The 13,705-nt window shown below is 71.6% G+C and carries 13 protein-coding genes and 1 riboswitch; of the genes, 10 read left to right on the forward strand and 3 right to left on the reverse strand.

What is annotated here, in order from left to right; all coding sequences use genetic code 11:
- Positions 1 to 6: 6 nt before the first annotated feature.
- The 10 genes from J2X55_RS00995 (at position 7) to thiD (ending at position 11,245) form a co-directional block, all read left to right on the forward strand.
- The gene (locus tag J2X55_RS00995) at positions 7 to 1,824 is read left to right on the forward strand and encodes a D-alanyl-D-alanine carboxypeptidase (protein ID WP_309821532.1); all 1,818 of its coding nucleotides are present in this window, start codon (positions 7 to 9) and stop codon (positions 1,822 to 1,824) included.
- A gap of 3 nt (positions 1,825 to 1,827) precedes the next feature.
- Positions 1,828 to 2,184, forward strand: a complete 357-nt coding sequence (locus J2X55_RS01000; RefSeq protein ID WP_115916897.1) for a GntR family transcriptional regulator — start codon at positions 1,828 to 1,830, stop codon at positions 2,182 to 2,184.
- Positions 2,185 to 2,666: 482 nt separating this feature from the next.
- Positions 2,667 to 4,007: a DUF222 domain-containing protein gene (locus J2X55_RS01005; protein ID WP_309821533.1), complete on the forward strand. Its 1,341-nt coding sequence runs from the start codon at positions 2,667 to 2,669 to the stop codon at positions 4,005 to 4,007.
- A 72-nt stretch (positions 4,008 to 4,079) separates the two neighbouring features.
- Positions 4,080 to 4,745, forward strand: a complete 666-nt coding sequence (locus J2X55_RS01010) for an SDR family oxidoreductase (protein WP_309821534.1) — start codon at positions 4,080 to 4,082, stop codon at positions 4,743 to 4,745.
- A 353-nt stretch (positions 4,746 to 5,098) separates the two neighbouring features.
- Entirely contained in the window at positions 5,099 to 5,500 is a 402-nt protein-coding gene (locus tag J2X55_RS01015) for a hypothetical protein (protein ID WP_309821535.1), read from the forward strand.
- A 23-nt stretch (positions 5,501 to 5,523) separates the two neighbouring features.
- Complete coding sequence (locus tag J2X55_RS01020; protein ID WP_309821536.1) at positions 5,524 to 6,831, forward strand: S8 family serine peptidase; 1,308 nt, start codon at positions 5,524 to 5,526, stop codon at positions 6,829 to 6,831.
- A complete protein-coding gene (locus tag J2X55_RS01025) occupies positions 6,828 to 8,198 on the forward strand; it encodes a hypothetical protein (RefSeq protein WP_309821537.1) in 1,371 nt (456 codons plus the stop codon). Before J2X55_RS01020 ends, J2X55_RS01025 begins: the two co-directional genes overlap by 4 nt.
- Before the next feature lie 53 nt (positions 8,199 to 8,251).
- A riboswitch (TPP riboswitch) is annotated at positions 8,252 to 8,343 on the forward strand.
- Positions 8,335 to 9,138 (forward strand): hydroxyethylthiazole kinase, encoded by an 804-nt coding sequence (gene thiM, locus J2X55_RS01030; protein WP_309821538.1) that lies wholly within the window; start codon positions 8,335 to 8,337, stop codon positions 9,136 to 9,138. Its footprint overlaps the riboswitch before it by 9 nt.
- Positions 9,135 to 9,812, forward strand: coding sequence for a thiamine phosphate synthase (locus J2X55_RS01035; protein ID WP_115916883.1), 678 nt, complete (start codon positions 9,135 to 9,137; stop codon positions 9,810 to 9,812). The genes thiM and J2X55_RS01035 overlap by 4 nt, the downstream gene beginning before the upstream one ends.
- Complete coding sequence (gene thiD, locus J2X55_RS01040) at positions 9,809 to 11,245, forward strand: bifunctional hydroxymethylpyrimidine kinase/phosphomethylpyrimidine kinase (RefSeq protein WP_309821539.1); 1,437 nt, start codon at positions 9,809 to 9,811, stop codon at positions 11,243 to 11,245. Before J2X55_RS01035 ends, thiD begins: the two co-directional genes overlap by 4 nt.
- 63 nt (positions 11,246 to 11,308) lie before the next feature.
- On the opposite strand, the gene J2X55_RS01045 is transcribed toward thiD, so the two are convergent.
- The 3 genes from J2X55_RS01045 to J2X55_RS01055 form a co-directional block, all read right to left on the reverse strand.
- Complete coding sequence (locus J2X55_RS01045) at positions 11,309 to 11,491, reverse strand: DUF5302 domain-containing protein (RefSeq protein ID WP_115916880.1); 183 nt, start codon at positions 11,489 to 11,491, stop codon at positions 11,309 to 11,311.
- Between the two features lie 38 nt (positions 11,492 to 11,529).
- Positions 11,530 to 12,456, reverse strand: coding sequence for a DnaJ domain-containing protein (locus tag J2X55_RS01050; RefSeq protein WP_309821540.1), 927 nt, complete (start codon positions 12,454 to 12,456; stop codon positions 11,530 to 11,532).
- 91 nt (positions 12,457 to 12,547) lie between these two features.
- A complete protein-coding gene (locus J2X55_RS01055) occupies positions 12,548 to 13,636 on the reverse strand; it encodes an enoyl-CoA hydratase/isomerase family protein (RefSeq protein WP_309821541.1) in 1,089 nt (362 codons plus the stop codon).
- Positions 13,637 to 13,705: the final 69 nt, after the last annotated feature.

Consider the following 13,705-nt stretch of genomic DNA (forward strand, 5'->3'; position numbering starts at 1 on the left):
GGGCGGGTGCACGAGCAGACCCCGGCCTCACGGCGTGCGCTGCGTGCACAGGATCCTTCGCCTCGCGCGGCGACCTTCGGCGACCATCGACCCGCGCTGTCCACGACGGTCGATCTCGGCCCGGCCCTGTCGACGCCGGATGCCGCGTCCCCGGCGATCCGGTCCGAGGGGCCGGAGCACGGCGGCGTGGTGAGCGGCGGAGTCTCCTCCGGTGGGGCGGCTGGCGCGGCGACGGGGTTCGGGACGACCGAGCCCGCGGCATCCGATGCCCCCACCGGGGACTCCCCTTCTGTGTCCACCCAGGGCGCGACGGCAGGCGGCTCCCCCGCCGCAACCGGAACCGGGACCACCGGGCCCACGGCATCCGATGCCCCCGTGGCCACCCAGGGGACGACGGCAGGCGACTCCCCGGGCGCAACCGGACCTGGGACGACCGAGCCCGCGGCATCCGATGCCCCCGTCGGCGGCGCACCCGCCGGGCCTCTCCCGGTCGCGCTCGGCGCGCTGCTCTGGGTCGATCCCGACGATGCGGCAGCGCCCCGACCCGCCCCGACCTTCGTCGTCTCAGGTGCCACCGCGCGCTCGGCCGATCTGCTCGCCGGCGCGCGGCGACCGATCCTGCGGCCCGGGACCGTCATCCCGACGCTCCTCTTCGTGTTGATCATCGCCGCCTACGCCGCGACGACCCTGCTCTGGCCGCTCAACGCCGTCATGCCGACGACCCGGCCGGTCGCCGTGCAGCCCATCGCGGCCGCAACTGCCGTTCCGGCGTGGCCCGCCGAGGGCGAAGCGGCGATCGCGCTCGACGGGGTCCCCGACACCCTGTCCTCGTCGGCCAGCGCACCCGAGTCCATCGCGAGCATCACCAAGGTCGTCACGGCGCTCGTCGTTCTCGATCGGTTGCCGCTGGCCCCGGGCGAGCAGGGCAAGACGTACACCTTCACGCAGGCCGACAGCGCCGACTACTGGCAGTACCGTGCGCGCGGAGAGTCCTCGCTCGACGTCCCCGTCGACGGAAGCCTGACCCAGCTGCAGATGCTGCAGGGCATGCTCATCGCGTCCGCCAACAACTACGCGCAGCGCCTCTCGACAGACCTCTTCGGGTCGGATGCCGAGTTCGCGGCCGCCGCGACCCAGTACCTCTCGCAGCGGGGCATCGAGGGCATCACGATCGTGAACCCCACCGGCATCGAAGCCGGCAACACGGCGACCCCGGCCGCACTCATCGCGCTGGCCGAGCGGGCGCTCGCCAATCCCGTGATCGCCGAGATCGTCCGGACGCCCGAGCTGACCCTGCCCGGTGCCGGCTCGTTCAAGAACGGAAACGCGCTGCTCTCCGACCCCGGCGTGATCGGAGTGAAGACGGGCACGCTCGATGCCTGGAACCTGCTGACCGCGAAGGACATCACCGTCGGCACGGCGACCGTGCGCGCGTACGCCGCCGTGCTCGGTCAACCCGGTCCCGACAGCCGCAACCAGGCGGCCCGAGACCTCTTCGCCCGCATCGAGCAGGAGCTGCAGCCGCGGCCGTCGGTCCCGGCCGGCACGCTCGTGGGCAAGGCCCAGACGCTGTGGGGTCCCGACATCGATCTCGTGACGGCGTCCGACGCCACCGTCGTGCTGTGGAACGGTGGAACGGCGCAGACGTCCACGTCCTTCACCCTCGGCGACACCACCGAGGCCGGCCAGACCGTCGGGACGCTCACCGCGACCGGTCCGGTCGACGCCGACACCGTCGACGTGAAGCTCACCGAAGAGATCGAGCCGCCGAGCCCCTGGTGGCGCCTCACGCACCCACTCGACCTCCTCGGTCTGAACGACTGAGCCATGGATCTCTCCGTGGATGCCACCTCCTCGACGCCGCCGTTCGAGCAGGTGCGGGCGCAGGTCATCGCGCAGATCGAGGCCGGTGAACTCGTGGCCGGGACGCGGCTCCCGCCCGTCCGTGCGCTCGCCACCGACCTCGGCCTGGCCGCCAACACCGTGGCGCGCACCTACAAGGAGCTCGAAGAAGCGGGATACGTCGAAACGCGCGGTCGCGCCGGCACGTTCGTGAAGGGTGCCGACGCGGCATCCGCTCGGGCCGCCGTCGCGGCACGCACGTACGTCGAGGCGGTGCGACGCCTCGGGGTGTCGCCCGATGACGCGGTCGAGCTCGTGCGGGCGGCGCTGCGGGATCGCTGACGCGGGCGATGGGCCGCGATGCGCGGCGGGTGGGCCGCGGTGCGCGGGCCGCGGCGCGGGGCGATGGGCCCCGGTGCGCGGGCACGGCGGGCGGGCCGCGGTGCGCGGGCACGGTGGGTGGGCCGCGGTGCGCGGGGCGGTGGGCTGCGCGTGAGCGGCCGGTCGGCATGGTGCGCGGTGGCCGAGAGTTCGAGAGTCGTCGGGCCGGCGAGCGCGAGGCTGCCAGTGACCGGCTCGCTCGACCGTTCTCGCATCGGGTGGGCGACTCTCGTAGCTGCCGCTCATCGCGACGGGACAAGGTAGGCCGGCCAGCTCGGGCCGCGGCCGAGGATCCGTCGCTCCTCGATGGCGTCACCTGTTCGAGCCATCCCGTCCGCCCTCCCGGCCGCACCGTTTCTCCCCAGGCCGACGCCCTGAGAAGTTATCCCCACCTGGGATTTTCTGATCAATCGAATGTCGGAGGTCACCGCTAATCTGCACACATGCACGACGAACCCTCCCCGACGAACTCCGACGGGCCTCGCCTGCTGTCGGCGCTCGTCGACGAGGTCCGCCGCGCCAGCACCGCCCTCGCCGCTGCCGAAGCCTCCCGTACCCGCGCCCTCGCCGAGGCCGGCCATCTCGCCCTCGAGGTCATGGCGGGGCTCTGCGCGTCCTCCCGAGCCGCCGAACTCGCGCTCCGCGAGGTCGCGGCCGAGATCGCCGCGGCCGAGAGCATCTCGGACCGTACGGTGCAGACCCAGATCGGTCGCGCCATGGCCCTTGTCGACGATTACCCCGAGACCCTCGCCGCCTGGGAAGAGGGAAAGCTGACCCGCGCCCACGTGGGAGTGATCCTCGACATCGGCTCCCCGCTTCCGGTCGAGGTCCGCGGTGAGTTCGACGAGGTCGCCGTGACCACCGCCGAGGGTCTCAGCCCCGGGCGGTTGCGCTCTCGCCTCGCCGCACTCGCCGAACGCCTGCACCCCACCACTCTCACCGAGCGCCACCACCGCGGCCGCGACACCCGCTGCGTGCGCATCACCACCGGTCCCGACGGAATGTCGGACCTCGTCGCCACCCTCCCCACCGTCCTCGCGGTGGGGATCTACGACCGCCTCACCCACCAAGCCCGTACTCTCATCGACACCCGCCTTGACGACCCCATCGCCTCCACCGACGAACGCACGACGGCGCAGCTGCGGGCCGACATCCTCGCGGACCTGCTGCTCACCGGCTCCCCCGAAGCCGATCCCACACGCACCGATGACGGGCCCGGCACCCTCGGCGCCATCCGCGCGCGCGTTCAGGTCGTCGTCCCCGCCCTCACCGTCCTGGACCGCGACGGTGAGAACACCGACCCCGCCGAACTCATCGGCCACGGCCCCATCGATGCCACCACCGCCCGCGCCCTAGCCGAGGCCACCACGCTCCCCTGGGACCGGGTCGTCACGCACCCCATCACCGGGGCGGTCCTGCACACCGACACCTACCAGCGCACCACCGCCATCGACCGACACCTCCGCGCTCGCGACCGCCACTGCCGATGGCCCGGCTGCACCGTCCCCGCCATCCGCTGCGAAGTCGACCACACCCACGACTACGCCCTCGGCGGGTCCACCGACGTCGCCAACCTCGCCCACCTGTGCCAGCGCCACCACACCCAGAAGCAGTTCACCCGCTGGGCCGTGAAGCAGCTCCCGGGCGGAACCCTGCAATGGACCAGCCCCACCGGCCGGACCTACACCGACGAGCCCCTCCCCTACTCCCCCGCCGTCCGGTTCCTTCCCGACGACCCACCCCCGCCCGACCCCGACGATGACGGATCATCGCCGCCTTTCTGATGCGCGATCGCGCTTTCCGCGGGCTGCGTCTTCGCGCGCGCCTGGGCCTGCCGGGCCGTTACGCTCGGCCCCATGCCTCTCGCCTTGGTAACCGGAGCAGCGCGCGCTGACAGCATCGCCGCGGGTATCGTTCCGCGTCTCAGAAGCGACGGCTGGGACGTGGTGACGAGCGACCTCGTCGACGGCGACTACCCCTGCGATCTCGCAAGTGCCTCGGGCCCCACGCGTCTCGTGGAGCGCGTATCGAGCGACCGCGGGCCGATACAGGCGCTGGTGTTGAGCCACGCACACGACATCGAGTCCGGAATCCTCGACACCACCGCCGAGAGTTTCGATCGCCACACAGCCGTGAACGCCCGTGCATCTCTCCTGATGATCGCCGCATTCGCCCGGCAGGTCGACGCCACCGGTGGCGCGATCGTCGCCTTCACGAGCGACCACACCACCGGCAACCTGCCGTACGGAGCCTCGAAAGGAGCTCTCGATCGGATCGTCATCTCGGCTGCACGCGAACTCGGTCCGCGCCGCATCTCCGCCAACGTCGTCAATCCGGGCCCCATAGACACCGGATGGATGGACGACACCACGCGCGATGCAATGCCCGCCTACCATCCCCTGGGTCGACTCGGGACGCCCCGGGACATCGCGGGCATCACGGCCTTCCTCCTCTCCGACGAGGGGCGCTGGATCAGCGGCCAGCTGCTGCACGCGGACGGCGGGTTCTCCGCGCGCTATTGACCGCGTCCGGTAGCCCGCTCCCGAGGCTGACCGCGTCGGGTAGCCCGCTCCCGAGGCTGACCGCGTCGGGTAGCCCGCTCCCGAGGCTGACCGCGTCGGATAGCCCGCTCCCGAGGCGCGGCTTGCACGGCGGAACCGCTGCTCTCTGGGGAGCAGGTCGGGCGAGACCGCAGATACCGGGGTCGAAGCTGACGCCCGGCTAGACCGGGCCCCGCGAGGGCGTCGGCGGTTGTGGATAACCGACTTGCACGTTCCGGCGGATACGCGATTATGGAGTCGCAAGCGAAACCGGGGGGCGACGCTCTCGCCAGTGGTCGGGCCCCGTTCGTGCCACGCGCGAGAGGAACCTGGACATGGTCGGAATGATCCGAGTCGACGACGGAGTGAGCGACTATCACGTCTCACGGATCCGACAGGCGAGCGACGACCTGCCCAACGATGCGGCGATCACCGTCGTTCACGGCAACCGCGAAGAGGACGCTCCCGAGGCGTATACGAAGAAGCTGGAGAGCGTCGCTGAGGAGATCGCTGCACGAGTGCAGGAGGTCCGTGAGTTCGCCCTGCGCAATGCCGACGCGCTCGCGCAGGCAGTCTCCCTGCTCCGCGAGCGAGATCAGATCAGTGCCGGTGAAGCTCGAAGCGCGGCTGCGCTCATCGACGACATCGCCAACGGAACGACTCCGGCGGTCTCGTCGACACCAGCACCCGCTCCTTCCGGCGACGCCGCTGCCGCGCGGTCAGGGTTCGGCGGATGAAGCGCCACGGGAGAACTCGAGCGATGGCGAGCCTCGGCGTCGCCGCTGTGGCGATGCTCCTCACCTCAGTTCCCGCGGAGCCCGCGACCGCAGCGGATGCCGGTGAATGGTGGTACGACGCGTACGGTGTTGCAGCCATCCACAACGAGGGATGGACGGGCGCCGGCGTGAAGATCGCGGTGATCGACAGCAACATCAACCCCGACCTCCCCGTCTTCGCAGGTCGCAATCTGAAGGTCGACCCTCGCCCGCTCTGCGCCGAGGTTTCTTCACCGACCACGACAGAACGCACCGTGGGGGCCGGACACGGCGCGACCGTGGTTGCGCAGATCATCGGTAGCGGACAAGGACCCGGCGGCATTCGCGGAATCGCGCCGGATGCCGAGGTGACGTTCTACAGCCTCGGAACCCAGACGGACGAAGAGCCCTGCACGGCCGCCGAGTACGGAGACCAGCTCACCGCCGTCGCGCTCGGCGTTCAGCGCGCCCTCGACGACGGCGCAGATATCATCACGACCTCGGTTGCCGGGGGGAAGGAGCCAGGGGACTCAGACGTGATAGCGAACGCCATCGCAAAAGGCGTCATCGTGGTCGCATCGGGCCCCAACCCCACCACGCGAGACCTTGCCGGACTCCGCGAGTATCAAGGCGTGATCGTCGCGTCGGCGGTCGATGAGGCGGGCCAGCTGAACACCTACGACGACGGCCGCTCGCTGGTCTATCCGCGCACCGCCGTAGTCGCCCCCGGGGTGGGTCTCACCACAGTGGGCAGCGCGAGCGGCGGCTGGGACAGCGCCGGGCGAGGATCAGGATCATCCTTCGCCGCGCCTCTCGTCGCGGGAACTCTCGCCCTGGCAGAGCAGCGCTCGCCTCAAGCCACGTCCAACCAATTGGTTCAGGCGTTGCTCCGCAATACCGGCAGAGAACCGCATGAATTGTCGGATGACCGGAGCAGTGGTTACGGCTTCGGCTTGGTGTGGCCGGCCAATATCGTCGGAGTGGATGCCACGACATACCCCGACGACAACCTGCTGGTCGGACGAGTCGAGGCGGCTCCGACCGCCGCGCAGATCGAGGAGGCTGCCGCACGGGGCTCCGCATATCCCCCGGTGGCCGAACCCTCCGTGACCTCTCCGACAGACGTCCGTCCCCGTTCCGACGACGATCCGAAGAGTAGTCCGGCGGAACCGGACATCATGCTGATTGCCGTCTTGAGCGCGCTCGGCCTGATCGTCATCGCAGCCGGGGCGGTAGTTGCCATCACCGTGACTCGGAGGAATCGGACGAGACGTGTCGCGCAGGACACCCGAGAGAGAGTTGAGCAGCCGTGACCGGTCGGTACGAGCAGGCGTTGATCAATCTCGCCGAAGGTGGAGCACCATTCGACGTGCCCGCGACGCGAGACCTCATCGAAAAGTTGAGCTCGCTCCGGAAGGTCGTCTCGGGCGCCGCTGAGCTGCCGGGCATCGAAGGCGAGGCCGCCGGGGCAGCGAAAGCAAAGTTCGACGCGGCGGCGGAGACGATCGGGCAGCAGATCGCGTATCTCGAGGGAACGCTCGACGATGCCCTCCGCCTGGCGAACGGACTGCGGGACGCAGCCCGCGAGAAGCTTTCGGCGTTGCCAGCCGGGAGCTTGTCGGGCGGCCAGGAGACCGTCGTCCGTTCTGCCGCGGTCGGAACGACGCTGTTTCTCGGGCCTATCTCGCTGCTGGCTGGAGAGGGAGCGGTGCAGGCCTTCAACGCCTACCTCGCGCAACAACGCGAGCAACAGGCGCAAGGTGACTTCACCACCATCAGCCAAACTCTGAACGGGATGTCGCCACCGGTGCCGCCGCCGGCCGCGCTTTCCAGCGAGGGCGGGCGATCGGTCGAGCTTGAGGATGGCCCTGCCGATCCGGGCACGAACGATCCCGGCCAGCGGCCAATCGGCGGCGGTGACCGAAGTGGAAACCAGAGTGTCCCCGTCCCTCGTGGCCCCGCGCCCGTCGGAGACGCTGCCACGCCCGTCCCCCCGCCGGCGCATCTCGTCCCCTCTCCCGACGCCCCCCGTGGCCCCGGTATCGACCTCGGACAGGTCCCCCCGCACTACACCCCGCCCACGCCGGACGGCTCCATCTCCGGCATCGGTACCCTGCCCGGACACATCTCCGGCCCCGGCTCGATCGGCGGTTCCTTCCCCGGTGGTGGCATCTCCGGCGGAGGCGCAGGCCTCGGTTCGGGCCTCTCGGCGGGACTGATCGCAGGGGGCGGTGGCGCCGCCGCGCTGAGCCGGTTGAGCTCTGGAAGGGGCGCGAGCACCGCGGCTGCCGGACGCCCGATCAGCGGCAGCGGGGGCCTCCTGGGCAAGAGCGGCGCCTCGGCCACCGGTGCCGGACTCAGCGCACGCTCGGGCACCGGCTCCCTGGTCGGCGGTGCCACAGGCGGCACGGGTACGTCCGGAACCGGCGCGAACGCCGCCGCGGCGGGCAGCCGCGGAGCCGGAACCTCGGCCTCCACCGGTGGAGCCGGCGGCACGGCGGGCGGCGGCACGGCCGGCGCCGCCGGCAGCCGAGGCGCCGGGGGCATGGGATCGGGCTCACGCTCCGACCGCCGCGACGAGCGACGCGGCCTCGGCGGCCCCATCGCACCGCGTCTCGAGGACGACGACGAGACCGCACCGCGTTCCGAGAACGCCGCCGCGGGCTCACGCGACGACTGAAGCGCGGCGAACGAACCACGGCATCCGGAGGCCGACGACCTGCTAGCGTGCCAGGCAGTGACACGGGGTGCCCACCAGGGCTGAGAACACACCCGTCGAACCTGATCTAGTTCGTACTAGCGAAGGGATGTCGCGAATGGTCGTTCGCACGTCGTCGTCTCTGTCCACCCCCGCCGAAGCGCTCCGCGCGCTCCGCGAAGCCACTCCGCTCACGCAGTGCATCACGAACGCGGTGGTGACGAACTTCACCGCCAACGCGCTCCTGGCCCTCGGCGCTTCGCCCGCGATGTGCGACATCCCGGGCGAAGCCGGCCTGTTCGCCGGCATCTCCGGCGGAGTGCTCGTCAACCTGGGCACCCCCACGAGCGAGCAGAGGGATGCCGCCCGCGAGGCCGTCGCCGCCGGAACGCCCTGGGTCCTCGACCCGGTCGCCGTCGGCGCCCTGCCCGTGCGCACCGCCCTCGCGCGGGAGCTCCTCGATGCGCACCCGGCGATCATCCGCGGGAACGCGTCCGAGATCCTCGCCCTCGCGGGAACCGGCGCCGGCGGACGCGGCGTCGACGCCACCGACTCCCCCGAGAACGCACTCGACGCCGCCCGCTCCCTGGCGCTCCGCACCGGCGGTACCGTCGCCGTCTCGGGAGAGACCGACATCATCGTGGATGCCGACCGCACCGCGCGCGTGAGCGGAGGCAGCGCCCTGCTGACCAAGGTCACCGGCGGAGGCTGCGCCCTCGGCGCCGCGATGGCGAGTCTGCTCGCCGTGGCCACCGCCTTCGACGCGGCGACCGCCGCGAGCGCGATCTGGGCCGTGGCGTCGGAGCGGGCGGCATCCCGAACGAGAGGGCCCGGATCCTTCGCGGTGGCATTCCTCGACGAACTGGCGGCCCTGCAGCCCGCCAACCTCGAGGGCCGCGTCGACGACGAGGTCGCCCGATGACCGACGATCTGTCCCTGCATCTCGTCACCGATCACCGTGTCCCGTTCGCACGCCTGCGCGACCTCGTCGACGCGGCGGTCTCGGCCGGCGTCACTGTTGTCCAACTGCGCGACAAGGTCGCCGGCGGCAGCGAACTCCTCGCGCGCACGCTCGACCTCGCCGACGTCGTCGCCGGACGCTGCGCCTTCGTCGTCGACGACCGCCTCGACGTCGTCCTCGCCGCGCGCGAACGCCTGGGCCGTACAGACGGCTCCGGCCGAAACGGCGCGCGGGTCGACGGCATCCACCTCGGCCAGAGCGACATCCCCGTCGACGCGGCGCGCGCCCTGCTCGGCCCGGATGCCCTCGTCGGGTGGACGGCGAACACCCCGGCGCACCTCGCGACGGCCGAGGCGTTCCCCCACGGAACCATCGACTACCTCGGCGTCGGCGTCATCCGGGCGACGTCGACGAAGCCCGACCACCCGCGTCCGCTGGGCATCGACGGGTTCGGCGCGCTCGCGGCATCCACTCCCCTCCCGTGCGTCGCGATCGGCGGAATCGGCCTCGACGACGTCGCCGCCCTCCGCCGGGCCGGCGCCGCGGGAGTCGCGGTCGTGTCGCTGGTGAGCGAAGCCGACGATCCGGCAGCGACCGTCCACGACCTGCGCTCCGCGTGGGAGGGCGGAGCATGATCCCCCGCGTCCTCAGCATCGCCGGCACCGACCCCACCGGCGGGGCGGGCATCCACGCCGACCTGAAGTCGATCGCCGCGTTCGGCGGGTACGGCATGGCGGTCGTCACCGCCCTCGTCGCCCAGAACACCCTCGGCGTCCGGTCGGTCCACGTGCCGCCGACGACCTTCCTCGACGAGCAACTGCGTGCCGTCAGCGACGACGTCACGATCGACGCGGTGAAGATCGGCATGCTCGGCTCGACCGAGGTCATATCGACCGTCGACCACTGGCTCACCGCGACGCGACCGCCGATCGTCGTCCTCGATCCCGTCATGGTGGCCACGAGCGGCGACCGCCTGCTCGACGCCGACGCCGAAGACGCCGTGCGCGCACTCTGCCGCCGCGCGGATCTCGTCACGCCGAACCTCCCCGAGCTGGCGGTGCTCGTGCGCGAACCGCGTGCGACGACGTGGGAGGCCGCCGTGGCCCAGGCGCGACGCCTCGCGGCCACGGCCGACACCGTCGTCCTGCTCAAGGGCGGGCACCTCGACGGGGAGCAGAGTCCGGATGCCATCGTCGACAGCGCCGGTGTCCACCCGGTGAAGGGCCGCCGCGTCGACACCCCGCACACCCACGGCACGGGCTGCTCACTGTCGTCGGCGATGGCGACCCTCGCCGCGCACGGCCTGCCCTGGACCGAGGCCCTCGCCCGCGCCAAGCGCTGGCTCACCGGCGCCCTCGAGCACGCCGAGGCGCTGCACGTCGGCCGGGGAAACGGACCGATCGATCACCTGCACGAGCTGCGCCCCCACATCGACCTCGGCGGGTCGTGGAGCAGAGAGCGGTGGGATGCGACCGCCTCGATCCGCGCCGACGTCGACGCGTGCGGATTCGTGCGGGGTCTGGCATCCGGCACCCTCGATCGCGAGGCGTTCGCCTGGTATCTGGGTCAAGACCTGCAGTACTTGCGCGAATACGCACGGGTGCTCGCGCGCGCGGCGGCCCTCGCTCCCACGGTCGAGGAGCAGCGGTTCTGGGCGACTGCCTCGGTGTCGTGCCTGGTCGAGGAGGCGGCCCTGCACCAGTCGCACGTCGATCCCGCGGGGCTCGAATCCGCCCCGGCGACCCGGGCCTACACCGACCACCTGCACGCGGCAGCGGCCGCGGGGTCGTACGCGGTGCTGGTGGCCGCGATCCTGCCCTGCTTCGTCCTGTACACCGACATCGGCGTGCGCTGGCGGGGCACCTTCGACGCCGACCATCCCTACGCCGATTGGCTCACGGCCTACGGCGACGAGACGTTCGCCGCGTCGTCCGCCGAGGCGGCGCGCATCGCGGATGCCGCAGCGCGGGCGGCATCCCCTCCCCTCCGGCGCGAGATGGCCGCGGCCTACGACCGATCGATGGAGCGCGAACTCGCGTTCTTCGAAGCGCCCCTCGAACGCACGTGAGGTGCCGGGGATCCCGCTCGCGAGAGGGATCCCCGGCACCTCGGGTGACGACGGGTGGGGGACTCAGCCGCTCTTGCGACGGAATTCCCGCTTGGTGACCGCTCCGTGCGTGCCCTGCACGGCGGAGTGGCCGTCGAGGTGCGCCTGACCGGAACGGTGCTGACCGTTCTTCTTCTCCAGCGCTTCCTTGAACTTGCGCTTCATGTCGTCGGATGCCGTGGCACCCGAGGTCTCGTCGGTACTCATGCCTCCACCCTAGGGAGGTCCCGGCTACCTGTCGCGGGTCAGACGTGCCGCACGCGCTGCTGCAGACGGGTGCGGATGTCGAACAGTTCGGTACCGCCGACCTCGCGACCCCCGGTGATCCCCCGCCGGAGCAGCGTGGTCAGCGCGCTGCGGGTGACGAGGGCGACGGGTGTTCCGCGCACCTTGCCGAGTTCGGTGATCGCATCGAGCACGGCGTCGTCGGGGAGCACCACCATCGCTCCGCTGAAGCGGACGCCCGCGGCACGCGCGATCACGCGTGCCCGAGACACGAGCTCGGTCACCGGCGAGCCGATGACGTTCGCTCCGGTGATCTCTCCGCGGCGCACGCCCACCGGGCCGCCGAAGTCCTCGCTCAACAGGGCGTAGAGGCCGCTGGGTCCGAGCACGAGGTGGTCGAGCTTCTGCTCCGGGTCGCGCCCGTCGCGGTCGGCGAACACGTCGTGCCACACCGTGTACCCCATGCCCAGCTCCGAGACGAGACGCGCGGTCTCTTCCTCGGCGAGCGCGTCGGCGAGGATGTGGCGGATCTCGGGAGGAGCCGAGCGAACGAGCGAGGGATCGTAGGGGTCGGGGATCTCGACGCCGCGCCCCACCCATTCGCGGATGAGTCCGAGGTACCGCTCGCGACGCCACCCGCCGGGCTGGCCGTGCGATCGGGCGCGCGGGCGCGTGTCGGCCGGACGGGAGGGAGCGGATGCCGGCACCCCGCCGCCCCATTCCCCTGGAGCCGTCCCGCGACCACGGTCGTAGGCGCTCCGCGCCTCGGGCGTTCCGACGAGCTCCCAGGCGCGCTGCACCTGGACGAACAGCGCGGCGTCTCCCCCGGTGTCGGGGTGCGTCTCGCGCAGACGCACACGGTAGGCCCGTCGTAGGCCCTCATCGTCGATGTCGGCCGCGACGCGGAGCACCTCGTATGCCGAGGACGACATGGGACTGTCGAACACGTGCGTCATCCGTTCTGCCGCGTGGACGCGGCGCCCCTCAGGCTAACCCGGCTCGGCTGTGCACGGCCCGGGCGACGAGATCACGCCCGCGTCACCACAGCGCGGGCTCGGGGGTGAAGGCGAACGCCTCGGCGACGCGCTCGGGGGGAAGGTCCTCCAGGCGCGCGGGAGTCCACGACGGAGAGCGATCCTTGTCGACGACCTGCGCGCGGATGCCCTCGACGAGGTCGGGCTGGGTGAGCGCGAACCACAGGACCAGGCCGTACTCCTGAGCGAGCGCGGCGCGCAGAGACGGCAGGGCGCGTGCCCGACGGACCGCTTCGAGCGTCACGGCGAGCGCGGTGGGCGCCGACGACGCGAGCAGCTCGGCCGTCTCGCGCGCTTCGGCCTCGGGACGCCGACGCAGACGCTCCAGGATGCCGAACACGTCGTCGGCCGCGAAGGCGTCGTCGACCCACGCGCGGGCGGCCTCAAGCCGCGAAGGTTCCGGGGTCTCGTCGAACAGCAGCACCAGCTCGGTGGGGCTCGACGGGTCTGCGCGGTTCTCGAGCGCCTCGTAGAGCGCCTCGAGGTGCGCGGTGGGCACCATGTGGTCGGCGAAGCCGGCGTACACCGCGTCGGCGGCATCCATCGTCCCGCCCGTGAGGGCGAGGTACTCGCCGAGACGGCCGGGAGCGCGAGCCAGCAACCACGATCCGCCCACGTCGGGCGTGAACCCGATGCGGGTCTCGGGCATGGCGAGGCGGGAGCGCTCGGTGACGATGCGGATCGCCGCGTGACCGGCCAGCCCTATGCCACCGCCCATGCAGACGCCGTCGGCGATCGCGACGACGGGCTTGCGCGAGATCGCGATGCGATGGTCGAGGGCGTACTCCTCACGGAAGAAGGCGTGCACCTCGTCGACGCGGCCCGCCGTGACCATCTCGTGGAGCGCCCGCACGTCCCCGCCGGCACAGAAACCGCGATCCCCGGCACCGTCGAGCAGGATGACGTCGACGTCGGTGTCGTGCTCCCAGCGGTCGAGCGTGAGGTTCAGCGCGCGGATCATCTCGAGGTCGAGGGCGTTGATCGCTCGCGGGCGGTTCAGCGTCAGATGTCCGAGACCGCCGCGGCCCCGGACCAGGACGCTGTCATCGGCGGCGTCGCTCGCGCTGACGTCTTCGGTTCGCTGTGCGTGCACGGTGCCACGTTACACAGCCGCTCCGCCGCGCCCTCGACTGTGGATAACTGTGTTTTCGCCCCCGGATCG

This window comes from Microbacterium sp. 1154, from assembly GCF_031455375.1.
Taxonomy (GTDB): domain Bacteria; phylum Actinomycetota; class Actinomycetes; order Actinomycetales; family Microbacteriaceae; genus Microbacterium.